Below are 25609 nucleotides of genomic sequence, written 5' to 3'. Positions count from 1 at the left end.
TATATAGATATTACTATATAATAATTTAAGTTATAATAGATATTAGTATCTAGTACTAAAACTAGATTAAAAAGGAGACATAATGAAAAAGACATCTAAGAAGACAGTGTTATTTATAGCCATTATAATGGTGTTATCTCTACTAGGTGGTTCCTACTACTTAGGAAAACTAGTGTATGACGGATCTGTTGGTTCATCTGAAGTTAATAAAAGTGAAAATATAGTTGAAGTATTCTCTCAAAAACCTGATAAACCTTTAGATAAGTTAAAAAACTACAAACATGAAAATTTAATGATTAAAACTAAAAACAATTATAAAATAGAATCTTTACTTATAAAGTCTAATAAGAAAACTAATAACACTATAGTAATGGTTCATGGTATTGGTCGTTCTTATTATGATATGCTAAGATACTCTTTTAACTATTTAGATAATGGATATAACGTATTAGTATACAATCAAAGACACACAGGAAAAAGTGGTGGTGATGATTATAGTTTTGGACTTTATGAAAGATATGATTTAGATAGTGCTGTTAAATATATTAAGAAAATATACCCTGATGGAAAAATAGGTGTTCATGGATTTTCTATGGGAGCTGCTACTTCCACTATGCACGTTGCTTTAAATGAAAAGGATAAAAATGTTGATTTTTATATATTAGATTCCCCATATTCTAAAATGGAAGATGCTGTTAGATTAGGTATCGAGGCAGAAAATATTCCTCTTATTCCTACTAGCTATATTAGTTTTTGGGGTGATATTTATACTAAGCTTCATTCTGGATTTAATTTTGATGATGTTATGCCTTATAAAGCTGTTGAAAATTCAACTGTTCCTATAATGCTTATTCATGAGAAAGGCGATAAGGTGTGTGCTTCTGATAATAGTGAAGAAATATATAAATCTATTCCTCATAACAAAAAAGAGCTTTGGATTATAGATGGTAATAATCATATTGGTGGATATGATGATACTGGTAATGAGTATTTTTTTAGAATTTTTAAATTTATAGATAAGTACGCAAAATAATTATAGCACTTTATTGTATAAATAAAGCCTATTTTTCAAAGTTACAATTTTCCTAACTCAAAATTATTTTTTATAATTCTATCTCTATGATTTCTAGCGATTGATTTTATACTTATAAAATTCATTATATTAACTTCAAAGTATTATACTTTTTTGGTATAAATTTCAAAAATATAACTCATATACTACATTGCTAATAACAATATAATATATGAGTTATATTTTACTATTTTTATAGCTACATAATTTATAAAAACTATTAAATTATTAAAATATGTAATTTTAAGCTTTATATTAGTCTTTTAATAATATTATTATTTTGAAGCATCCATTATTTTATCATAATAATTATCCTCTATAGACTTAAATCCTACTTCAATTAAAGATACATAATCATAGGCATTAAAGTTTTTTTCATTTGATATGTAAGTGATTCTAGCCATTATTGTATTATCCTCATGTAAAAAGAAATTAAGTACTAAATTTTCTTCATTAAAAGCATTAATAAGATTTAATAAGTCATTCTTCTTATGTAGATTATCTAATCTACCTATACAATAATATATAGGAGCTAAGTTACCACCATTTAAACTTAAAGATATAATACAATCACCATTCTTTAAAGTTTGCTTAGCTTGGAAAAGTACACTTTTAGAAGTTTCCCTTGAAATAGTAAATATATTGTCTAATCCTCTTTCCTCAAGTGCTTTTATTACTTGAACTTGCTGTAGTTGGTAATTCATAAAAAGACCTCCCCTAAAGTTGATTTGTATAATTTTTTATACCCTATGCAATTTATTGTAAACAAACTAAAAAAAATAGGCAGTATTAAAAATTTTCACAAAATTTTATAATAAATACTTTTCAAGCTTCAAAAGATGATGGTTTAAAGTTAGTTTAGATATGTATAAATTATTTAAAACTTTTGACATACTCTTTAAATACACAATTTAATAAAAATAATTTGAACTACTTATATGTATATTACGCTACCACCAATATCTAATTACAAAGTTTAAAATCATTATCCATTATATTAAATGTTTCTTTAATTCCCTCTGTTATATATACTTCTTTATCATTAGTTATAAATATTGCATCTATATTTTCTAGACTTTCTACAAAATCAAATCCTTCTTCTAGTCCTTTTGTAAAAACTAATGTAGATAAAGCATCTGCATCTACTGAATAATCAGCTATTATTGATACACCTGCTATTTCAGTTTTATAAGGATATCCAGTTTTGGGGTTTAGTATGTGATGATACTTTATATCATTTTCTTCTATAAATCTTTCATAAACACCTGTTGTTACTATAGATTTATTAGCTACTTCTATAGATCCTACTACACTTCCTCTATCGTCAAATGGATTTTGGATACCTATTTTCCATTCTTTATTCCCTTCTTTACTTCCTAGAGCATATATATTTCCACCTAGATCTATTATAGCTTCTTTAACACCCTCTTCTCTTAACAAATTTGCAAGTTCATCTGCAGTATATCCTTTTGCTATACTTCCTAAATCTAGCATCATACCTTCATCACTTAGAAATACTTCTTTGGTTTTATCGTTTATCTTTACTTTTGAATAATCAATAAGTTTTATAACTTCATCAATTTCTTCTTTTGTCGGGACCTTTGCACCTTCAAGGCCTATACTCCAAAGTTTAACTAATGGACCTATAGAAATATCATATCCACCATCAGATAGCTTTGAATATTCTATTGCTTTTTTTATAATTTTATAACTAGTATCACTTAGTTTTACTGAAGATTTACCTGCATTTTTATTAAGTTTATATAATTCTGTACCTTCTTTGTTTATACTCACTAGGTTTTCTATTTCTGAAACTTTACCAAATGCTTTATCTAATATTTCTTTGCTACCCCCGCTATGCAAGGTAATTGTTATTGGTGTCCCCATAAATATTTCCGTTCTTCCTATTTGTTCACCTTGTTCTTCTTTTTGACATCCCACTAAAATGATAGTTAAAATTATTATTATACTAACAACCATTTTTCTGCCCATATTTAATTTCCCCTTATATAATAATATTTGCTATCCCTATAATCTCTAATTATAACTATATTCTGTATACACAATAATTAAAATACTTACCCTTTTTTATTTTTATGATACATAAGTACATTCTTTTATATATAGATTTATCATTATTTGATTGCAAAGTCAATATTTAAACAATTATTTAGTTATAAAAATAATTATATATATTAATAGTTTTTCTTTTTACTTAATTTGTAGTTTTTTTGCTCTTTGAGTTTTAAATTTTTTCTTCAGTTGAAGAACATTCCATTTATAATGGGATTATACACTCTAATTTAGTAAACATATTAATATTTTTTTATAAAATATATTTTTTAGATTGCCATTTATATTTTATATCCTTTAAAATTCAATTATATGAAGATTTAATATTTTTGAATAACCTAAAGGAGAAATCATTTATGAAAAGTTTAAAAAAGCTTGATATTATTATTATTGTATCATTACTTATTTTATCTTTTGTACCGAGTATAATTTTCTCAAAATCCCTTTCTAAAAATTTTAATTCAACTTATGTTAGTATAAAAGTTAATGGTAAATTTTATGATAATATACCTTTATCTTCTTTTAAAGATGAGAAAACCTTTACTATAAAATCTAAACATGGTACTAATGATGTATTAGTAAAAGATAATAAAATAAAAATTATAAAAGCAAATTGCAAAGATGAGCTTTGCATAAAGCAAGGTGAAATATCTAATGTAGGTGAAAATATTATTTGCCTACCAAATGAATTAATAATTGAAATTAAAGGAGCTGAAAAAGATAGTTCATCTGATGATATGATACTATCACACTAATTATGAAATTAAACAAAACTTCTAAAATGATTTATATGTCATTACTCGTGTCAATGGCGTTAATACTATCCTTGATTGAACGAATGATGCCAATTCCATTTGTAACTCCTGGTGCTAAACTTGGACTTGCAAACTTGATTATAATAATATCAATCTATACATTAGATAATTATAAAGATTCTTTTATTATACTTATATTAAGAGTATTTTTAGCTGCAATCTTTGGTGGTAATATATCTACACTGTTGTACAGTGCTACTGGTGGTATATTTAGTTTTATTGCCACTATAATTACTAAAAAATTAGGTGGTAAACATGTTTCTGTAATAGGTGTTAGTTCTTGTGCTGCGGTATTTCATAATGTAGGCCAATTACTTGCAGCATCTCTTATTTTAAATAATTTTGGAGTATTTCTATATCTTCCAGTATTGTCTACAATAGGTATTATTACAGGTATATTTATAGGACTTTCTGCAAATTATCTCTTGAGCCATTTATCCCAATTACCTTATTTTAGAAATAGATTAAATTTGGATAATAAAAAATCTTCATTAAAATATAATTAAAAAAGGAGGTATCTCAAATCGAGATTCGCTCCTTTTTTAATATAGTTTTAATATTTGCTTAATTGTTCCATGAACCAAATATTCATTATAAGATAATATATCCCATATTTAGTTACATAATTTCACTAAAAAATAATACAGATATTACATGTCAAAATAGATTAAACTTCCCCCCTTGAAGTTATACAGAGCTCTTGCAAATAGCAAGTTCATGTCCACCTCCCTCTGTATTTCTAGACTTATCTCCTCAATAGTCATATTTTTAAAGGTAATTTGAACATTTTTATATTCATCTACTATATAAATATACTCTCAAATTTTCCATAAGATATTTACTTATATTTACAAGTAAATTTATAAATGATATATTAAAATAAATTTGTAATTTCCCCAGTATACATATCTACATTATACCATCCTAGAGTAGCTATATGTGAACCCTCTCCCTCTATTTCAACAAGTTCATAAACTTGTATAACATAATTATTACCTTCTATATGATCTACTTTAATTTTTGCATTCAACCCTTCTCCTATTAATTTATCTTTAACTAGATAAATAGCCTCTTCTTCTGATAGTTTATTTGTCATATTTTCAGTAGGTTTTAAATCTTCATTTTTACTATTATCTACATTTATTTTTACTGTTTCTCTTTCTATCTCTGTTCCATCTTTATTAAATCCATAAGCTACTACATAGTATCCTTTATTACCTAATTCATCAGTCCAAGTTATGCAATAGTTTGGTATAGTTTCTGGTTCATGTAGTCTTATTATTATTGAATTATTTTTATCTAATATTACATCCTCAAGTTCTATATAATTAAGTTCACTATATTTTTCTAAGTATGCATCTATATCAACTCCTACATCCATAAATTCTTCACCTAACTCATGTACTCGTATATTTTTTATGGCTCCGTCAGTTTCAAGTAATAATAATACATTTCCTTCTATTTGCGTATTTGTGTATATTTTGCTGCTTTTAGATTTTGATTTTAACTCATCTATACCTTCTTTAGAAGTATCATAAGATTTTTCTATAAATAATGTCTTTTCTTTTAATTCATTACTGTCTTTAGTTATTTTCAAATCTTTACCTGTTTTTCTAGCTGATTCTTTATCTTCTTTTTTAGCTGCCTCCATGACTTCTACCGATACATTTGACTTAGTACTTGTTTTTTCTCTAGGTTTTTCTTCAGCATTAGAACACCCCACTAATAATAAAGAAATTATTAAAATTAATAGATTTAATGTTATTTTAATTTTACTAACTAATATATTTTTCATATAATACCACCTCTATTATATATATGTCCTAATTGAGTATATGATTTTTAATTATTAATTAGTATAAAAGTTTTCTACAATAAGTTGTAATCCTCACTATTTTTCTAAGAATCCTAATTTTGGATAATTCATAGCCAAAGTATACTTAAATATAGTTATAATTTTATAATAATTATATTTAGATTTTCATTTTAATTTTTCACCCCTTGTAAGTTTTATTATTATATAGTAATATGTATAATCAATAATTCGATAAGGAGTCATATTATGAATAAATTTTTAAATGAGTTTAAAGAATTTGCTGTTAAAGGAAATATAATAGATTTAGCAGTAGGTGTTGTTATCGGAGGTGCGTTTTCTAAAATAGTCACTTCTTTAGTCAATGATATTATAATGCCAATAGTAGGAATGGCTACTGGTGGAATAAACTTTTCAGAGTATAAGATAGTATTAAAAGAATCTATAGGATCTATTCCTGCCGTTACTTTGAATGTAGGTAATTTTTTACAGACTTCAGTTGATTTTTTAATAGTAGCATTTTGTATTTTTATATTTGTTAAAGCTATAAACAAGTTAAAGTTTACTAGAAAAAAAGAAGAGGCTGCAACTAAAGAGGAAAATGTTGCTCAAACACCTGAAGAAGTTTTGCTACTTAGAGATATTAAGGATTTATTAAAGAATCAAAATTGATAAAAAAGGATAGACAAATTAAGTCTATCCCTTTTTATTAATTTTTAATTTAGTATAGCATTCTTTAAATTTATACTGAAATCGCTTAAATTTTTAACTATTTTATTTTTTACCATAAAAATTAAAGTTTACTTATATTATTTAATTTACTAAGTTAATACTAAGCAAAATATTCATTAGTGGCTTTTTTTACTTTTGGAACTAATACAATCAATGCTAAAAGATTTGGTATTATAAGAAGCCCAAGAGCACAATCTTGTATCAGCCATACTATATCCATACTAACTAATGCTCCAATAATACTAAATATAGGAAAAACATATTTGAAATTAACTGCTACAGTTTCTCCCAGTACATAATTTAGTCCTACATATCCAAAATACCACTGACTCATAAGAGAAGTTAATGAGAATAAAATTAAACTTAAAGATACAATATACCCCATTAATGGATGTATTGTTTTAAACGCATTTATTACTAAAATAGATGGATGTTCACCACTATTTAATACACCTGTACATCCTAAAATCAATCCTGTTATGGTACATATTACAATTGTATCTATAAATACTTCAGTAACACCAAATATAGCTTGTTCTACAGGATGTTTTACATTTGCTGCCGAATGAATTACTGGAGCAGAACCTTCCCCTGCTTCGTTTGAGTATAAGCCTCTGGCTACACCAAATCTCATAGCTTCTTTGATAGTATGACCTGCCATACCACCTACACCAGCTTCAAATGTAAATGCACTTTTAATTATATCCTCTAATACACCTGGAACTTTATCTATATTAACTAATATTAAAAATAAGCCAAACAATATGTAGAATATAGCCATTATAGGAACAATTTTTTGAGTAACAGTTGCTAATCTTTTAAGTCCACCATAAACTATGGTAAAAACTATAGTAACTAATAATATACCAGTTATCAATGGAGATACGCTAAATGTATTCTTCATCACACTAGATATAGTATTAGATTGTATAAGATTACCACCTATTATTTGAACAGTCATAAGTATAGCAGTTATACTTCCTAATATAGGTAGATTTAACCCTTTAGAAATATAATACATAGGTCCGCCTATATATTCACCTTTATTATTTTTTTCTCTATATAAAATACCTAAAATAATTTCCCCAAACTTAGTTGCCATTCCTAAAAATGCAGCTACCCACATCCAAAAAATTGCACCTATTCCCCCAGATGCAAGTGCAGTAGAAACACCTATAATATTTCCACTACCTACGCAACTTGCTAAAGCTGTGCACATTGCTTGAAATGACGTTATAGACCCCTCAGAACTTGATTTATCTCCTTTAAAATTTTGCTTCATAGGATTTATTATTGTCTGGTTTATTATATACGGAAAATTTTTAAATTGAACAAATCCTGTTGCAAAGGAATATAATAAACCTACTGCTAAAAGGGTAAATAATAACCAATTTCCCCATAAGATACTTGCAAGCTGTCTCAAAAAAAGTTCCAAATTTTCCATACTTCTCCCTCTCAATGTCAATACATTTATTTTGACTTTATATCATCTATAAATATAGGATTGCTCCATGCTATTTTACCATATTTATCAACACATTCTATTCTTATATATGTTTCATTTCCTCTTAGCTCAAACTCTGCTCTTGTAATACTATCTTCTTTAGGCTCTCCCCAATATGAAAAACCACCATTTATAGCATTTCCAGACATAAAGTTGACATGATTTACAGGAGAACATTCTACATATGCAACTCCATCTTTTATACCAAAATCATATATTTGAGGACCTGATGAAGAATAGTAATCTCCATTTATTAATGCATTTATTATATTATCATGTTCTAGAGATTCAGCTTTAACCATTACCCATCCTCCAAATGAATCCGGTAAGAAATCTTCATTATGATTATCATCTGATGCAAATGCAAATACTTTATTTCCTTTTCTCAACATAGTATCCCAATGAGTTGTATCATATCCTGTATTACTTTCTAATACTGTACCATGATTATATATTTCTAAAGCAAAGATTCCTTTTGTATCTATAAAATCTTCTTGGTCTACTCTTGACCATAAAGGGTGATTATAAGTTGATATACACCCCTTAGCTTCCATAAGATTAGCTATGTCTTGAGCGGTTTTAGCACCTTCCCATACTAGAGGTTCTAAAATTTCCATATGTTTGAAAAGCTTACCCTTAGCCTTTTCTTGCATTTCTGTAGTTCCCAATAATCCATGCAAATGATGTATTTTTTTTCTTTGATTATCCTCATCATATAATACACTTGAGCATTCTATCCCAGGTAATATTATAAATCCTTCACTATTTAATTCTCCTCTAAAATCTGTGTATATATCATGCTCACTTAAGCACATAAAATCATATCCATTTCCTTTATACAGATTCACTGATTCCTGTGGAGTTAATTTTCCATCTGAAACTGTAGTATGACTATGTAAATTTCCTTTAAACCATTCTCCATTTCTCTTAAAACCATTTATATTTATATTTTTCATATTATTTTTCTCCTATTTTAAATAATACATGTTCTATGATTTTATATATAATTACTTCTATAACCTATGGATATATCCACAGGTTATAGAAAATTTTTTAATTTTTTATTTAACATATCTCTTATACTTATCTTGCATCTTCTGCTTGCTTACGTTTTATAACTCTAACTAAGTAAGAACTTATAAAAAATCCTAAAATTGAGAATCCTACCATTGTCATAAATACCATTTTATATCCTGATAATCCTGGACTTTTATCTAACATACTTCCATAAAGAGTGTATGCAAATGTTGATGGGAAGTACCCTACAAGAGATCCTATAGACATCGCTGCACCACTTATTTCTTTTGGTACTTTTATTTCATCCATTGGAGCAAAAAATACTGCTCTCATTGTGAATATTATAGCTCCAAATCCTAGTGTTAAGCTCATCCCAGTATATATACTCATTGATTCATGAGGTAAAAATATTATTATTGTCATAGCTATTGCTGCTACAACAAATGCTGCTCTTATATATTTAGCTGTAGATTTAGTAACTTTATCTGCTAGGAATCCTCCCACTGGCCCTCCTACCATCTTTAGTCCATATTGGTTTATTATACCATATGCCCCTACTAATGTTGCTGGCATAGCATATACATCACTTAAAAATGGTATAAAGTATGTAAGGCCACAATATACACAATATACAGAGAATATTGTAAATGCAACAACCCATATTTCTTTCATCTTTATAGCATTAATCATGCCTTGGAATGCAGCTGCATTTTTACCAATTTTTTCGCCTGATTCATTTACTTCCTTTATTTCATCATGTGGAACTGTAAAAAACGATATTATCCCAACTACTATAACAACAGCTGAAAAAAACAGTATACCAGCTTTAAGACCTTGTGCACTTTCACCCATTGCTGAGAATATAGCTAAAGCTGAAAATGCTACTATTGTATCAACTATACCACGTCCAGCTTCTAAAAAACCAAATATTCTACCTTGCTCTTTTTCAGTAGCTATAAGTCTAACTGCTTTTAAAAGTACTGGCCAATAAATAACCTCTCCGAATATAGCAAGTACGGCAAATGCTGCTAAAAATCCTGCATACGGAGGAAATGTTGATAAATAAATACCTACAAGTCCTACTCCTATCAATGAGAAAGATATCATATATTTCTTAGAAAACCTATCTGCTAAATAAATTGAGAATATTAATCCAACCGTTTGTACCATCCCATATGTAGATAAGGCCATACCTATTTGAGTATGATTTAATCCCATATATTGTTGCATAGGTATGTAAAATGCATCTTTAAGTGAACTAAGCTTAAATATAGTTCCTGCACCTAGTACGAGAATTGCAAATGTAAACCACCTATTACAAGCATACTTTGTTTTTATTTGTAATTCTTTTTCGTTCATCTTAAACCTCCATGATTAATTTTATAAAATCGTTTTCAAGGTTAAATATATTTACCCTTTTCTTGTTACGGTTATAATTATAATTGGTTTTTTTTGTAAATACAAGTTTTTTATTGTTTTTTTTTGTTTTAAATTGTTTTTTATAGCTTTTTATATTGTTTTTTATAGCTTTTTATCCTTTTTCCATTACTTTTTTCTATAATAAGTGGATTTTTATAAATTTTTGATATATAATTTATAATTAATACCAAAAATATACAATCTAAAATTGTTTTTATCCAATTAAATCAACATTTTTTGATGTCAATATTTTTAAATTTATTCTGGAGGTGGTATTTATAATAGCTGAAGAAAGATATGCCATAATTTTAGATAAGCTAAAATTTGATGGTATAGTAAAAACATCTGATTTAAAAAAAGAATTAAATGCCTCTTCTGAAACTATAAGAAAAGATCTTAAATATCTTGATGAGGCAGGATACTTAGATAGAGTTCATGGAGGAGCTATTCCTAAATCTGATGTAAAACCTGATGATAATGATGATGATGTATATATATCATTTAAAGTTCGTCAATCACAAAATTCTGATATGAAACAATCTATAGCCCTTAAAGCTGCTGAATTAGTCAAAGAAGGTCAATCAATTGGACTAGATTCTGGGACTACCTCTTATGAGCTTGCTAAGGTTCTAAAGAAAAAATTTAATAACCTTACAATAGTTACTAATTCTTTAATAAATGCTTATGAGCTAGTTGATAAAAAAGGATTCACTGTAATTGCGACAGGGGGAGTACTTACCCCTGATGAAAATTCATTTGTTTCTGATTTCGCTACCCTTATACTGGATAAAATAAATCTGGATATGATGTTTTTAACAACATGTGGCGTTTCCTTAGAAAATGGTATAACAGACCAAAGAATGGATGAAGTTGTTATACATAATAAAATGAAAGATTGTTCAAAAGAAGTTGTGGTTTTATCTGATAGTACTAAATTTAATGAAGTGTCACTTATAACAGTCTGCCCTCTTGAAAGTATAGATTGTATCATTACTGATTCTAACATTGATATAGAATTGGTAGAAAAATTTAGAGCTCAAGAACATAATATAATTATCGCTGAATAATGGTTGTACTAATCAGCAATAAAACGAATTTAGAAGTATAATTGTATATTCTTAAAATTTAATTTAAGTGGTTAATTAAATTTTATATAGGGCTATAACTACTTAGATATAGTCCTTTTTCATAATTTCTATAAAAATAAATTTTATTGCTTATGATATCATTTTAAGTTTAATGTCCTTATATACTCTCTTTTCCCAGTTAAAATTTTTTAATACAAATAAAAAAGGAAGTTTTAAATCACTTCCATTTTTACACTATCCTACAATTCTGTATTAGTTTCAAGTGCTTCCACTATCCTTATAATATCAACCTTAAAAAAATTAACTCCACCTATACACATTCTATCATCTGTATTTTCGTCAACTAAATAAACTAATTCTTCTAATTTTTCCTTAGATAAGCCTTTTAAATGTTCTTCTAATGCTTTAACTTCTTGTTCATATGTTGGTCTCATTTTAATTTCTCCTATTTATTTAAAATTTGATATGAATATCCCTATTTTGAGTAAGAATCTGTAAGTTATTTAATATTCTCACTTTTTATAATAATTTATACCCAAATTAATCATTATAATTCTAACTATATTTCTTAATATATATTATATATAATACTAAGAGAATACTTCAATAATTTTCTTTAGCTTTTAAACTTACTCTTAAATCAAATAAGATTTTATTAGCTTAATAAATATAGTAAATAAAAAAGATATAAGCATCTTAGTCATAGCAGACTATACAACCTATATCTTTAAATATTATATTTAAACACTTAGCTTTACTTATTATATTTTTTACTATAATCTAATTGTACATAAATATCCCTATTAATATAATAGATACAATCAACATAATTATAGTACTACAGATAGTTATAAAGCTTTTTACTTTATTATCATATTTAAATATACTTTTAATGATAGTATAAATACCTATTCCAATAATCCCACCAATCGTATTTGTTATAATATCAGTTATATCACTAGCACCTATACCTAATATATATTGACTAATTTCAAATATAAAACTTATTATAACTATTATACATATACTTTTAGATATCCTTACATCCTTTATTATCATATTTATATATATCCCAAATGGTATAAATAAAATTATATTCCCATATATATCCATTTTATTAAATTTACCCTTAAATATATCATTAAATGGAATTATATTAAGTGTCTGTGAAAAAAACCTATCATTACTGAATATCTCTAATGGAGATACATATTTAAACAAAATATTCCACAAAATAAACAATAAATAGAAAATAAATCCCATAATAAATAGAGTATTAATTATTTTCTTGCGCATTTAATTTCCCCCTAGTTTTATATTAAACGTCTTATACCTACAATATAATTATATTGTAGGTATAAATTATCATATTTAATTATAACTTAAACTCTACTTAGTATCTATAACTTCATGTGCCATTTTAACTAATTCATCTTGTGATAAATTGCCATCTCTAACTAGGAAATTATAGTAAATACCATTTTGCTTCCAATTTAAATATTTAACCTCACTTACCTCTATTTCTTTAGATCCATAGCTAAACACATATTTACCAGATAACTCATCTTTTTTATCTTGTTCTGTCATTTCATAATCACCTGGTACAAGCTTATTTTTATATACATTATAATATATCTCTATACCTTTATAAGTATCAACCACTGTTTCTCTATTGGATTTTTCACCTAATATTCCTTCTTGCATTGAAAGATTTATTTTATCCTTGCCATTTTTATAAACAAAATCTATTGTTTTTGACTTCTCAAGTGAACTTCCTTCCTCATCGATACCTTCATAATTTGTAGTGTATCCATTTTCAAATACATATCCATTACTAAATTTATCTACTAACTTTGGTTCAAAACCAAAATCTTCTTTTACTTCTTTATCTGTTGGCATATCAGTATAAATTGGTATATTACTAGAGTGTCCAACTATAGAAAGTATTTTCCCTGCTGCAAATACAGTTGTCCCTAATGCCATAGTTGCCACTAAAGCGGCTATAATCCTTTTTTTAGCCGATACCTTCTTATACACTTTTCTATCTTCCATTTCACTATTCCCCCTTTTTTCTGGTAAGTTATCTAAAGTATCTCTTACCATATTTTTAAAACTTTGTGGTGTATCTAAAAAAATATTATTTAAATTTTTTTTATTCATAAATTACCTCCATATTTTTTAACTTTATTTTTAATAGCTTTCTTCCTTTTGATAATCTACTTTTTACAGTTCCTGAAGGTATTTTTAAAATTTCTTTAATTTCATCCACGCAATACCCTTCTATATAGTAAAGAACTATTGTAATACGAATTCGTGGAGGTAATTTACAAATAGCCAAATATAGTTCACTATAGTCTTTTTTATCATCATTGTAGACTTCAATGCATTCTTCATAAGGTACTACTTTACTTGCTCTACGTTTTAAACTATAGCATTCATTTATAAGTATTCTAATTAACCAAGTTTTAAAATACTTCTCTTCTTTTAATGTATTCAATTTATCATAAGCTTTTAAAATTGCTCCTTGAACTGCATCCTCACAATCTTGGTCATAAATCAAGATTGACTTAGAAACATGATATAAAGTATGTTCAGCTTCAAGAACTTTCTCTATAAATGTACTTTTATTCAATATACTTCCTACCTTTCCTTGCAAATTATAGCGCTATTTCTTTGCTTTACACTAATTAGATGTTTTAATAGAACAAACGGTTCATTTTATTTTAAAATTTTTTAAACTTAAATTTGTAATTTAATTGCAATCAAAAAGCATCTAGCTTTAAACTAAATGCCTATATTTTATATTATTAAATTATTTTTTATTTTTAAATATGTATTTTATATTCTCTCTACTTTGTATCTAAGCACTGTTTTTAACTTTTCAGGTTCAGTCTTTCTAAAATCTGATAAATATATTTCTCTATGAACTTTAGTCCTTAATCTTAAATTATTTTCATCACAAAACTTTTGCATGATTTCAAAAGTTATAGGCTCATCATCATAAAATCCAATATGTAACATTTGTACAGATAAACTATCTTTAATACTTTCAAATTTCACCTTATCTAATAATCTATGTGGCTTTTTCCTTTTTACTTTTTCCATGGCTCTATTAAATACTTCATCATTTACAAAGCTAGGTTGTCTAATCATTAGTGTATATATTAGCTCATTTTTATCTAAATATTCTAGCCCTCTTCCATTTTCTTTTAAATCCCATAATCCTTCTAGAGGATATACTGTATATTCAAAATATCCTTCTGGTATATTATCACTTTTATGCATCATTCTAACTGTATAAGCTAATTAATATAACACTCCTATAGCTTCACTAAATTCCTCACTATTTGGATTACTTCGCCCCTTTATAGTAAAAAATTTAAACTCTGGTATTTCTATTAACTGCGGTTTTTGCTTTGGTATGTAATATTCCTTTTCTTTTTTTCTCCACTCGTGCTTCATACTTACCTCCTTTATTATTTAATAGCTATCTAAATAATATTATACATTCTTTTTGGTTTAAATTGGCAACACTAAGTGTTTAACTAAAAGAGCCTACTATATTTGTCATAAAAAATAAAAGAGTATCAATATATTAATACTCTTTTATATAAATAGCTATTTATTTCCTTTTAAAATTTTTTTTAATTTACATATATCTAATGGCCTATAATAAACATACCCTTGTACCATGTCACATCTAAACTCCCTAAGTATATCTACTTGCTCTCTACTTTCTATTCCTTCACAAACTACATCGATGTTATACTCCTTGGCTAAATTAATAATAGCCTTTAATAAACTCTTAGTCTTTTCATCTTCTTCTATATCAATTGATAAAGTCCTATCTATCTTTAAAACATCTATATCAAGTCTCTTTAAATTGCTTAGATTTGAAGAACCTGTTCCAAAATCATCCATAGAAACCTTGATACCTAGGCTTTTTATATCTCTTATTCTATTATTAATATAATCAATATCATTTAAGGCTGCAGTTTCTGTTATCTCAAATTCTAAGTATTCTGGTGAAATATCATATCTCTTCATAGTATTTCTTATATAATCTATTAGATTATTTTGATAAAGCTCTACCCTCGATAAATTTATAGCAATAGGAACTATATTATCTTTATTTACTTCGCATTTTTTTATTTCTTTGCAAACTTCTTTTATAACCCATCTTCCTATAAGATTTATATCTCCATTTTTCTCAGCTATTGGTATAAATATATTTGGTGATATATATCCTACATCTTTATGTTTCCACCTTATTAAAGCTTCTGCAGATACTATCTTTTCACTATTAATATCTACCTTAGGTTGATATAATATTTCAAATTCTTCATTTTTTAAAGATCTTTTTAAATCCCTTTCTACTATCAGCTTTTGTTGTATCTTATACTCTAGTTCATCATTATATAAATAGTATAATTTATCTCCTACTTTTTTTGATTCTATCCTAGACTTATTTGCATTATCTAAAGCCTTATCAATTTCAATACATTCCTTTTTCATCTTAAATACACCTATATGGGTATTTAATTCTAATTTTTTATTAATATAACGTTGCTTTGTAACATGCTTATTTATATACTCGATTTTTTTTTCAAAGTCTTCATCGTCCTCTATTTTGAATAATAGTGTGAATATATCTTCCCCTATTCTTGCACTAATATTTTCAAACTCTATACTTCTTATATTATCAGCTATCATCTTCAATACCTTATCTCCCTTATCATAGCCAAATAATTCATTTATAGCTTTGAAATTCTTTATATCAAATGCCACTATTACACAAACATAATCCTTAGCCCTATTTAATATTATCTTTTTTGCATCTAATTTAAACTTTAACAAATTTCTAAGATTAGTTAAGGAATCTACATAACTAGCTTCTTCTAATTCTTTTTTATTTTTTATATCTTCATAAGTACCAATAATTACGTATAAGAATAATGACAATATAATTGTAAATAAAGATAATTTTATTGTACTATGTGTTCCTGTAAATACTTTTGCTATAGGAACTATAGATATAGCATACCAATTGTTACTGTTTTTTACCTTATTATAAGCAATTACATTTTTTTCCCCATGTTCATCAAAACTATCTATACCATTATTTCCTTTTTCATTGATTAATTTTAATATTATATCTCTATACATGCCTAAATTTTCTTTAGACCCTAACACTATGTTCCCATTAGAAGTAACAATATATACCTTTACTTTATCTGAAAATGTATTATTTACCAAATTTTTATCTAATATCTCCTTAGGTTCAATCCCTACAATTGCTCCTTTGATTTTTCCATTTATAATTAATGGTCTTGAATATACTGTACCTAGTTCATATTCTAATCTATTTTCTATAAGTTTACTTACATGGTTCCCCCCAGATATGGCTTTTTTAAAATACTCTCTATCCCCTACATATACCTTTTTATCATTATCACCTATATTTATGTAACCATCCATACCCACTATGCCTATGTACTTAAATAAACTTCCACTACTAATTCTATTTATATTTTTTAAAAATATGTCTTCATTATACTTATCTTTGTATTTTTTCATATCTTCGTTTATATATTTATTTATATAATCTAATTTCTCCATTCCATTGTATATATCTATAGATACTTTATTCGAAACCTGCCTATTAAACTCTGCTATACTTCTTTTAGATTCTTCATACAGATTCATTTCTACTTTGGTTATAAATATTATACTTATTAATGTTATTAACAATATCCCCTTCATTCGCTTTAACATTGATTTAACATTAAATACACTCATGCTTGTGTTGTTGCTATCCATTCTAATTCCTCGTAATTTTTTACATTAGATTTCTTATTTTTAATTATTATACTATATTTTTTAATCCTTTTATATGTTAAAATTAAAATACCACTTCAAAAAAATTACCCTGAAGTGGTATATAACTTAATTTAGCTTTTTTCAAACTTTCTAATAATATAATTTTATCTATTCCCTTTTAACTACTATGATATTTAACTATAATATACTGCCCCTTATTTATTGATATTTATTACTCATATATAAACACATTATAAAACACCCCATATAAATTACAAACAAAATTGCTAGATTCATAAAATACTCTCCCACACTTTAATATTTATTAGTATTTTTTCGATATTATTAATCTACCTTATATGTATTATTAAAAAATTTATTTCCCCAACTCTACACACATAATTATTTATTTAATTCAAAGTTTTTTATTTTTCACTAAATATCTAAATTTATATAATATAAATAATTTCTCTATACTTTTTATAATCATCTCGATGTTGTTTACATATAAATCCCACCAAATATATGATAATCCTAATCAAAATCAAAATCAATTTATTTCCTTTTCATTTTCAATAATTTTATGTAAATAGCAATTTTAAAGTATAATTTAGATTTATATATTAATAATAAATTTACCTATAGATATGCTTATCAAATACTATTTAGCATGAACAATTTCCAAATAAATTATCTAATCTTATCTTAAGTTCTTTATTCTTAGATCTACTTATAGGTATTTCAAATCCTCCTATAATTATAGATTTTTCCCTTAGTTCTTGGATTTTCTTTAAATTTACTAAATAACTATGATGACATCTGTAAAAGTTATAACCTAAAACTTTTCCTTCTAATCTTCTCATACTAGCTTCGATAGTATAAGTTTTTTCTTCTGTATATATTGTAACTTCTTTTTTCCTAACCTCAGCATAAAGTATATCTCTAACTGGCAATACTAAAGTTTTTTTCCTAGATTGTATGGATATTATACTATGTTTTTCTAAATATTCTTTTATAGACTTTCTAAGCTGAAGTCTTATTTCCTCATACTTTAAAGGCTTAGCTAAGCATCTATAAGCTCTTGTTTCAAAAATATAATCTGCTGGCGTAGTAAACATTACCTCTACATTCTTATCAATTTCCCTTATTTTTCTGGCTATATCCGCGCTGCTTATTCCGTTAATTTTAATGTCTAAAAATAATATATCTAAATTTTTAGGATAGTCATTTAATAATTCTTCTTTACAAGAGTATTTAAGCAAATTATATTCTATACTCTCATCTTTTAAAATTTTATCTATATGCTTTTCTAATATTCCTATATTTAATACATCATCATCGCAAATGGCTAATGTAAAGCTCATATTTACTCCCCCTATGTTTCTATATTTAAATTAAAATAAATATCAATAGAGATTTATAAAATTAAAATCTTTATATGTAAAAAAATATTGTCATCTTTATATTACTATATTTTTAATTTATAAACTACTTTTATCTAATATATAATTAGTAGGATATACATTTTTGCATTAATTAATAAAACAAATAACTAATATAACCTTCCTAAATAAAAATAAAAGCCTTTTTTTTTAATATTTTAAAAGAAGGCTTTTGTTTAAGTTTAATCATATATTATATTTCTATTTTTTTCAAAACACCTAAAAATGTTGCTAAGTCATTATCTGGCGTACTTATATGTCTTATATTAAATGTATCTACTAAGTATTGAAGCACATTAGGACGTCTTGAAGTGCTGCTATTTCTGAAGTCTTTCCACATACTCCAACTTTAGTACATCCCTTACTTCCTGATGTTTGTTCACATTGATAACAAAACATCGGATAATCAATATAGTACCTCCTTATTTTTTCATTCTATAATAGATTTACTATATCTCGTCTATATATAATTACTTATAAAATTTTATTTAAACAAAAGCCAAGATTAAATTAATTTAATCTTGGCTTTTTCAATTTATATTTATCCTAATATTTGTATTTCTATATTTTGTCTACCAAAGTTTGTACATTGTTGCTCACTACCCATGAATATATCTATCTTATTACCTTTTATAGCTCCACCACAGTCTTCTGCAACGAATACTTTGTCAAACATAGGTATATAAACTTTAGTTCCATAAGGTATAACAGATGGATCTACTGCTATTGTTCCCCACTTAGGAGTAGTTCCTGTAGCTGTTATGCTATGTCCTGAATAAGCACTTGCATTTACAGTAAGTTTACGCCCTTTAGTGTTTGATGTAGCTTTCTCTTCCTTAACTGGCTCTTTTTTCTCAACTACATTAGATTTACTTGCTGAAGTCTTTGGACTATCTGACGTAGTATTTGATACTACATTATTTACTTTTTCTACTCTTTCTAATTGTTGCATTTGAGCTAATTCTTGTTGTCTTTTAGCCTCTTCTTCTTTTTGCTTTCTTTCTTGAGATTCTGTTAATACATATTCAGCAGAAACCCAACCAGTTTTTTCTTCTTTTTTATCATCATTTGAAGCTTCTTTTTCTGATTTTGTAGCTTCATCTTCTACTAACTTAACTTGGTGCCATACTTCTTTTGTATCTTTATTTTCATCTTTAATCTCTGCTGTTTTTAACACTTCAACAACAGTATTATTCTTTAATGTTTCTAACTTTTCTTCATCTGTAGATGGTCCTTTTCTTAAGTTTAATTCATCTACATTTACCTTAGCTTTTTCTTTAACTGTAAATTCACCACTTACCCAACCTTCTTTTCCATCAGAAAGTTTTATCTTATCCCATCCATCTTTAGTTTCTAATACTTCTACGACAGAACCTTCTTTTAAAGCACCTATTTTGTCTTCATCTTCAGATGGTCCTTTTCTTATATTTAATATATCTGCAACTACTATTTCATTGTTTTCTATTTTCATTTCTTGTTTTTTATCTGAATTTACTTCCACTTTGTTATCTGCATATATATTCCCAGCTGATGCGTACATCCCACCTATTACTAATCCTAATGCCAATATCGTTGATTTATTCATTCTCTTTTTCAAACTCATAAAAACCTCCTAATAAGTAAAATTATATATTATTAACTATCTCATATTTTTTAATTCATATTCTTTTGTTTGTTACTTTTTTGTAACTTTTCTTAACTTGTTATTAATCTTAATACACTTTTTAGGATTTGTAAACACCATTTTAGGCAAAAATTAAAAAAGGGTAACAAATTAGTTACAAATTGTAACAGTCTTAATCTATTGAAGTTCCAACGTTTCTTAAACATTAGATTTTGCTAAAAAATTTTAAAAAATTTTTTTTAAAAAATAGCTATTTAAGCATAAATTTTTGCCTAAATAGCTATTTTAATCATACTTACTAACTATTATTTTTACTAGTAATTAGTAAAAAATAGTTACAATATTAGCTTCATTTTTTATTTTTATATTCATATATAAATTTTATTAAAAACATTAAATTTATATATTAAATTTATAGTCAAATTAAGCTGTAACTTTTGCTTTTTTAGCTTTTACCATTCTTAGTTGATAATAATTTACTCTTAACAACTTATAAAAAATATTCATGTATAAAATCATCTAATGATAAAATATTTAATAAAAAATTAACGATATTATATGATTTAAAGTCTTATATCAGTGTTATTTTATCTGTTAATTTATACTAATATTTAATACTAAAATAAGTTTATAGATATCCATGTAAATTAATTTATAAAACCTAGTTATTTCAAGATATCCACCTTATTTTTTATTATTTTTTTCAATTTTTTCTTCTATTTAAAATGAAACCTGTAAAATATATTTATTTTTTATATTTAATATAAATTTTATAATTTAAGTCTATTAAGTTATTTTTAAAGTATAAGTAAACTATAAAGAACGAATTTTTTGACTTTTGTACAATAATTAAACAATATCTTCAAATATAAAAGTAGTAGTTTTAAATCCTATTAAAACTACTACTTTATTTATATATTATTTATTTACCTACTTATATATATTATAAGAAATACTCACTAATTTACCATTTTCATCCTTGTTAATTATAGCATCAACTTCGTAGACTTCTTTTATAAGTTCTTTAGTCATAACCTCACTAGGAGTCCCATATGCTATAATTTCTCCATCCTTTAAAACATATATTTTATCACAGTACATTAATGCAATATTTAAATCATGTATTGCAGCTATTACTTCTATATTTAACCCTTTTACAATACTCATTAATTGTAATTGATGCTTGATGTCTAAATGATTTGTAGGTTCATCTAATACTAAACAATCCGTTTGTTGAGCAAGTGCTCTTGCTAGTATTATCCTCTGTTGTTCTCCTCCTGATAAAGTATTAAAACTTCTTTCCTTAAAATCTGTCATACCTACTTTTTCTAAAGCAGCATCAACAATCTCAAAGTCCTCTTTAGAATCTCTCTCCATTATCTTTTTATGAGGTGATCTTCCCATAAGAACAATATCATACACCTTAAAATCAAAATCATAATAGTTATGTTGAGATAATACAGCTAGTTTCTTAGCACTCTCCTTAATAGGTATAGTTGATAGGTTTTCATCACCTAACATAATAACTCCGCTAGATGGCTTTAAATTTCTGTAAATACATTTTAAGAGAGTGGATTTTCCACTCCCATTTGGACCTATTATTCCAACAAATTCTTTATTTTCAACATTTATATCTATTCCTTTTAATATGTTTTTGTTACCAATACTTAGTTTTACACCTTCTGTTTTTATGTTCATTAACTTTTACCTCCAAAACCATAAGTCTTTCTAATCATTAACCAAACAAAACAAGGTGAGCCTATAATAGATATAAGAATTCCTATAGGTATTTCCGTTCCTTTTATTATACTTCTTGATAATACATCTGCCCATATCAAAAATATTGCACCTAATATAGAAGCTACTGGAATTAATTTTTTATGATCTGTACCAAATATCATTCTAACTATATGAGGTATAATAAGACCTACAAATCCTATCATTCCAGATGAATAAACTAATAGTCCTATCATAAGAGAGGTTATAATAAGGTATAAATGTCTATATTTATGAAGATCAGTTCCTAGCGTAACTGCAACTTCATCCCCAAGTAACATTAAGTTTAAAATTCTAGATTGAGTAGCGAAAAATACTAACCCAATTAATATAGAAGGAAGTATAAATACTATTTGTTCCCATTTAGCACCAGCTAGGCTTCCCATAAGCCAAAAAGTTATCTTTTGCACACCTTGTGCGTCATCTGTGATATAAATTATAAAACTAGAAAATGCACTACATACAGAACTAAGTGCCATACCTGCTAATAATAATTTTACAGAGTTTGCTCTTCCTCCTATATTAGATATAATTAAGACTGATATAGATACTGCAAATGCTCCTATAAACCCTGCAATCCCAATATAGTTTCCACCAAATACACTTCCAACTCCTAACATTATGGCTAATGTTGCACCTAGTGATGCTCCTGATGATACTCCTAATATATATGGGTCTGCTAATGGGTTTTTTACTATAGCTTGCATAACTATTCCAACTACAGATAAACCTATTCCAACTGCAATAGCAAGAACTATTCTTGGTAATCTTATAAGCCATACTACATCATGAACTGCGCCATTTGATATTACTTCATTTTGACTTAAATTAAATATCTTATTTATTATAATAGTGTAAACTTCTCGAATGCTTATATCTACTGAACCGATTGTTACAGCAAATCCTATCGATAAAAATAATAATACTAATAATACAACAGAAACACCTATATATATAGGTGTCTCCTTAAATAATTTTTTCTTACTTGATGATAGATTCATTCTATTCTCCATAAAGTTGCTCCTACTTATTTAAGTTTGGATATAATCCTTTTGCAAATACATTTATTCCATCTATTGTCCTTATCCCACTGCAATACATATCTCCTAGTGGTATAGGGTTAACTCTATTATTTTTTACTGCTTTTAAGCTTGAAAGAGCATGATTTTTTAGTATTTTATCAACTTCTTCTTGCCCTGCTTTTTCATCTCCTCTGTTCATGTAAACGACAAATATTGAATCTGGATTTAATTTTATTAAATCTTCTTCTCCAATATTTCCACCTTCAGGATTTAATACTTTACCACCTAATCTAGTTACCATATCTCCACCTAAAGTTTTTGCCCCATAAGTATATATCTTACCATCCATATACTCTATTATTAAAGTTGTTTGTTCTTTTTGGCCTTTAACATTTTTAGATGCTTCACCTATCTTTGTATTTATTTCATCAGTTATTTTCTCAGCTTTATCTTCTACATTAAATATTTTTCCTAGGTTTAGTATATCTGTAATTTCATTTTCAACGGTTCTTTCTTCAGCCACTCCACTATTTAGAGCCATATATGTATTTATACCATTTTTGTGCCAATAATCAACATCACCTAACTTCTTGTCATCAAATAAAGAGTGCCAAGATAATATAAAGTCTGGTTGCTCCATTAATACAGTTTCTTTATCTGGCGCAAATTGGTCTGAATAATTTATTTTAGAGAAAGCTTTTTTATATTCATCTTTAACTTCATGATCAAGTCCTGCTGCTAATTTTATTTTATCCTCTAACCCTAATGCTAACATAGTTTCTATTGAGTTTTGATATATAGCAACAACATTTTCTGGCTCTTTTTCAAAAGTTATTTCTACTGGTTCTTTTTTATAATTATGAGTTGTTATAGTAACTGGATAATGTGAATTAGTTTTACTTGATGACTTTACATCACTTTCAGTTTTTTCAGTTTTTGTTCCACTACATCCTGTTATTCCTAGTATCATTATAGAACTTAATATTATAGCTATACTTTTTTTCAATTTTTTCATATTATTCCCCCAAATTTTGTCATTTAACTATTGATATTATAACACACATTTATTTTGTTTTATTGTCGAAATTTACGAACAATTATGTCGTTATTGTGTCATTTTTAGGACATCTTATATAAATTTAATATTTGTTCAAATTTTATCTACTAATTATGTATTTATTTTGGGATATAAACCTTTTGCAAAAGTTTTTATAATAAAAGTATAATCACTTTATTTTAATGTTAGCTCTAAATAAAAATTTAAAAACACTATGTCCTAAGTATTGCCTTTAAAAATTTACATAAAAATAAATCTTAAGAATATTTTTTCTTAAGATTTATTTTTAGATAGTTATGTTTATTTTTAACTTAAAAATGCTGCTCCTATTATACCCGCATCGGCTCCTAAATTTGCACATACTATGTCTGCAAATTCATTGTTTTTGAATACAAGCTGCTCTCTTACTAATTCTTTTAATCCAGGAAGTATAATGTCACTAGCTCCTGACACTCCTCCACCTAGTGATATTATATCTGGGTCTAATGTACTTACCATATTAGCTATTGCCTTAGATAAGTAAAGTTTAAATCTATTTATAGTTTCTACTGCCACTTCATCATTTTCTCTATAAGCATCAAACACTATTTTAGCATTTATATCTTCTGCATTACCATTTGCCATATCTAATATTATACTTGCTCTTCCTTCATTTATTAGCCTTTGTGCATACTTTATTATGGCTGTTGCCGAGCAAAAGGTTTCTAAACACCCGTTATTTCCACAATTACAGTCAAAGTAATTCTCACCTATGATAACATGTCCTAGTTCAGATCCCATACCATGTGCACCTGAAAATGCTTTACCGTTTATTATTATTCCACCGCCTACACCAGTTCCTAGTGTATACATAACAGCACAATTTTTTCCTTTCATACTACCTGATTTAGCTTCTGCTAATGCTGCAACTGTTGCATCGTTTTCAGCATATACATCAATCTCATTAAATTTATTTTTTAAAGACTCTATAAAATTAACGTCTTTCCAACCTAAGTTTACAGCAGTTGCCATACCTTGTTTATTTATAAAACCTGGTACACCAAATCCTATAGACTTTATATCTCTCATATCTAAATTATTTTCTTTTAGTAATCCCCTCACTAAATATTCTATATCATTCATAACATTTTCAAATCCATCTAAAGAATTAGTCTTACACTCTTTTCTAAAAAGTATTTCACCATTTTCATTAACTATCCCTGCTTGTATTCCTGTTCCTCCAATATCCACTCCTACAAAATACATGCTTCTCCTCCTTAGTAAATCTAATTATAACATGGTAATTTTTTAACTTAATTATATTATAAATGCTACCTTAATTTAATTCTATCTTAT

The 25609-nt window shown here is 26.4% G+C and carries 24 protein-coding genes and 1 pseudogene; 5 read left to right on the top strand and 20 right to left on the bottom strand.

Annotated features, from left to right (window positions below):
- The first annotated feature begins 82 nt into the window (after positions 1-82).
- Positions 83-1033, top strand: a complete 951-nt coding sequence (locus tag I2H23_RS00690; protein WP_092927112.1) for an alpha/beta hydrolase — start codon at positions 83-85, stop codon at positions 1031-1033.
- A gap of 314 nt (positions 1034-1347) precedes the next feature.
- On the opposite strand, the gene I2H23_RS00685 is transcribed toward I2H23_RS00690, so the two are convergent.
- Together I2H23_RS00685 and I2H23_RS00680 are read right to left on the bottom strand one after the other, a co-directional pair.
- Entirely contained in the window at positions 1348-1776 is a 429-nt protein-coding gene (locus I2H23_RS00685; protein WP_092927114.1) for a hypothetical protein, read from the bottom strand.
- A gap of 259 nt (positions 1777-2035) precedes the next feature.
- Positions 2036-3064 carry an FAD:protein FMN transferase gene (locus I2H23_RS00680; protein ID WP_195580862.1) on the bottom strand — a complete coding sequence of 343 codons (1029 nt, stop codon included), beginning with the start codon at positions 3062-3064 and terminating at the stop codon, positions 2036-2038.
- Between the two features lie 437 nt (positions 3065-3501).
- Between I2H23_RS00680 and I2H23_RS00675 the strand changes: the two genes are divergently transcribed.
- Entirely contained in the window at positions 3502-3900 is a 399-nt protein-coding gene (locus I2H23_RS00675; RefSeq protein WP_166504936.1) for a NusG domain II-containing protein, read from the top strand.
- Between the two features lie 35 nt (positions 3901-3935).
- Positions 3936-4466, top strand: coding sequence for a Gx transporter family protein (locus tag I2H23_RS00670; protein WP_271892026.1), 531 nt, complete (start codon positions 3936-3938; stop codon positions 4464-4466).
- Between the two features lie 368 nt (positions 4467-4834).
- Here the strand turns inward: I2H23_RS00670 and I2H23_RS00665 are convergent, their stop codons facing one another.
- Positions 4835-5755: a hypothetical protein gene (locus tag I2H23_RS00665; protein ID WP_092927122.1), complete on the bottom strand. Its 921-nt coding sequence runs from the start codon at positions 5753-5755 to the stop codon at positions 4835-4837.
- A gap of 267 nt (positions 5756-6022) precedes the next feature.
- Between I2H23_RS00665 and mscL the strand changes: the two genes are divergently transcribed.
- A complete protein-coding gene (gene mscL / locus I2H23_RS00660; protein WP_092927124.1) occupies positions 6023-6445 on the top strand; it encodes a large-conductance mechanosensitive channel protein MscL in 423 nt (140 codons plus the stop codon).
- Between the two features lie 160 nt (positions 6446-6605).
- Here mscL and I2H23_RS00655 read toward each other — a convergent pair whose 3' ends face one another.
- From I2H23_RS00655 to I2H23_RS00645, 3 genes are all read right to left on the bottom strand, one after another.
- On the bottom strand, positions 6606-7949 hold the full coding sequence (locus I2H23_RS00655) for an alanine/glycine:cation symporter family protein (protein WP_195580860.1): 1344 nt from the start codon (positions 7947-7949) through the stop codon (positions 6606-6608).
- 26 nt (positions 7950-7975) lie between these two features.
- A complete protein-coding gene (locus tag I2H23_RS00650; protein ID WP_166504932.1) occupies positions 7976-8965 on the bottom strand; it encodes a PHP domain-containing protein in 990 nt (329 codons plus the stop codon).
- 127 nt (positions 8966-9092) lie between these two features.
- Positions 9093-10385 carry an MFS transporter gene (locus I2H23_RS00645; RefSeq protein ID WP_166504931.1) on the bottom strand — a complete coding sequence of 431 codons (1293 nt, stop codon included), beginning with the start codon at positions 10383-10385 and terminating at the stop codon, positions 9093-9095.
- Positions 10386-10714: 329 nt separating this feature from the next.
- Between I2H23_RS00645 and I2H23_RS00640 the strand changes: the two genes are divergently transcribed.
- On the top strand, positions 10715-11512 hold the full coding sequence (locus I2H23_RS00640) for a DeoR/GlpR family DNA-binding transcription regulator (RefSeq protein ID WP_092927132.1): 798 nt from the start codon (positions 10715-10717) through the stop codon (positions 11510-11512).
- Between the two features lie 260 nt (positions 11513-11772).
- Here the strand turns inward: I2H23_RS00640 and I2H23_RS00635 are convergent, their stop codons facing one another.
- From I2H23_RS00635 to I2H23_RS00575, 14 genes and pseudogenes are all read right to left on the bottom strand, one after another.
- Entirely contained in the window at positions 11773-11967 is a 195-nt protein-coding gene (locus I2H23_RS00635) for a hypothetical protein (RefSeq protein WP_092927134.1), read from the bottom strand.
- Positions 11968-12313: 346 nt separating this feature from the next.
- Positions 12314-12829, bottom strand: coding sequence for a VanZ family protein (locus I2H23_RS00630; RefSeq protein WP_092927136.1), 516 nt, complete (start codon positions 12827-12829; stop codon positions 12314-12316).
- A gap of 93 nt (positions 12830-12922) precedes the next feature.
- Entirely contained in the window at positions 12923-13693 is a 771-nt protein-coding gene (locus I2H23_RS00625) for a hypothetical protein (RefSeq protein WP_195580859.1), read from the bottom strand.
- Positions 13686-14189, bottom strand: coding sequence for an RNA polymerase sigma factor (locus I2H23_RS00620; RefSeq protein ID WP_330383772.1), 504 nt, complete (start codon positions 14187-14189; stop codon positions 13686-13688). Before I2H23_RS00620 ends, I2H23_RS00625 begins: the two co-directional genes overlap by 8 nt.
- A 182-nt stretch (positions 14190-14371) precedes the next feature.
- A complete protein-coding gene (locus I2H23_RS00615; RefSeq protein WP_330615383.1) occupies positions 14372-14821 on the bottom strand; it encodes a GyrI-like domain-containing protein in 450 nt (149 codons plus the stop codon).
- An 18-nt stretch (positions 14822-14839) separates the two neighbouring features.
- On the bottom strand, positions 14840-14995 hold the full coding sequence (locus I2H23_RS15545) for a hypothetical protein (protein WP_330405564.1): 156 nt from the start codon (positions 14993-14995) through the stop codon (positions 14840-14842).
- A gap of 156 nt (positions 14996-15151) precedes the next feature.
- Complete coding sequence (locus tag I2H23_RS00610; RefSeq protein ID WP_195580858.1) at positions 15152-17353, bottom strand: bifunctional diguanylate cyclase/phosphodiesterase; 2202 nt, start codon at positions 17351-17353, stop codon at positions 15152-15154.
- A 665-nt stretch (positions 17354-18018) separates the two neighbouring features.
- Positions 18019-18717: a LytR/AlgR family response regulator transcription factor gene (locus I2H23_RS00605; RefSeq protein ID WP_195580857.1), complete on the bottom strand. Its 699-nt coding sequence runs from the start codon at positions 18715-18717 to the stop codon at positions 18019-18021.
- 372 nt (positions 18718-19089) lie between these two features.
- Positions 19090-19194 (bottom strand): annotated as a pseudogene (locus I2H23_RS00600) (hypothetical protein); the annotation flags it as partial.
- Positions 19195-19336: 142 nt separating this feature from the next.
- Positions 19337-20398 (bottom strand): SH3 domain-containing protein, encoded by a 1062-nt coding sequence (locus I2H23_RS00595; RefSeq protein ID WP_166504926.1) that lies wholly within the window; start codon positions 20396-20398, stop codon positions 19337-19339.
- Positions 20399-21349: 951 nt separating this feature from the next.
- The gene (locus I2H23_RS00590; protein WP_166504925.1) at positions 21350-22117 is read right to left on the bottom strand and encodes an ABC transporter ATP-binding protein; all 768 of its coding nucleotides are present in this window, start codon (positions 22115-22117) and stop codon (positions 21350-21352) included.
- Complete coding sequence (locus I2H23_RS00585) at positions 22117-23208, bottom strand: FecCD family ABC transporter permease (RefSeq protein WP_243248158.1); 1092 nt, start codon at positions 23206-23208, stop codon at positions 22117-22119. Before I2H23_RS00585 ends, I2H23_RS00590 begins: the two co-directional genes overlap by 1 nt.
- A 10-nt stretch (positions 23209-23218) precedes the next feature.
- Positions 23219-24232, bottom strand: a complete 1014-nt coding sequence (locus I2H23_RS00580; RefSeq protein ID WP_195580856.1) for an ABC transporter substrate-binding protein — start codon at positions 24230-24232, stop codon at positions 23219-23221.
- Between the two features lie 348 nt (positions 24233-24580).
- Complete coding sequence (locus tag I2H23_RS00575) at positions 24581-25519, bottom strand: ROK family protein (RefSeq protein WP_092927154.1); 939 nt, start codon at positions 25517-25519, stop codon at positions 24581-24583.
- Between the last annotated feature and the right edge of the window lie 90 nt (positions 25520-25609).

The sequence above is a fragment of the Romboutsia sp. BSD2780061687b_171204_C1 genome (assembly GCF_015560225.1).
Classification (GTDB): domain Bacteria; phylum Bacillota; class Clostridia; order Peptostreptococcales; family Peptostreptococcaceae; genus Romboutsia_C; species Romboutsia_C hominis.
This window is presented reverse-complemented; position numbering and strand designations above follow the sequence as displayed.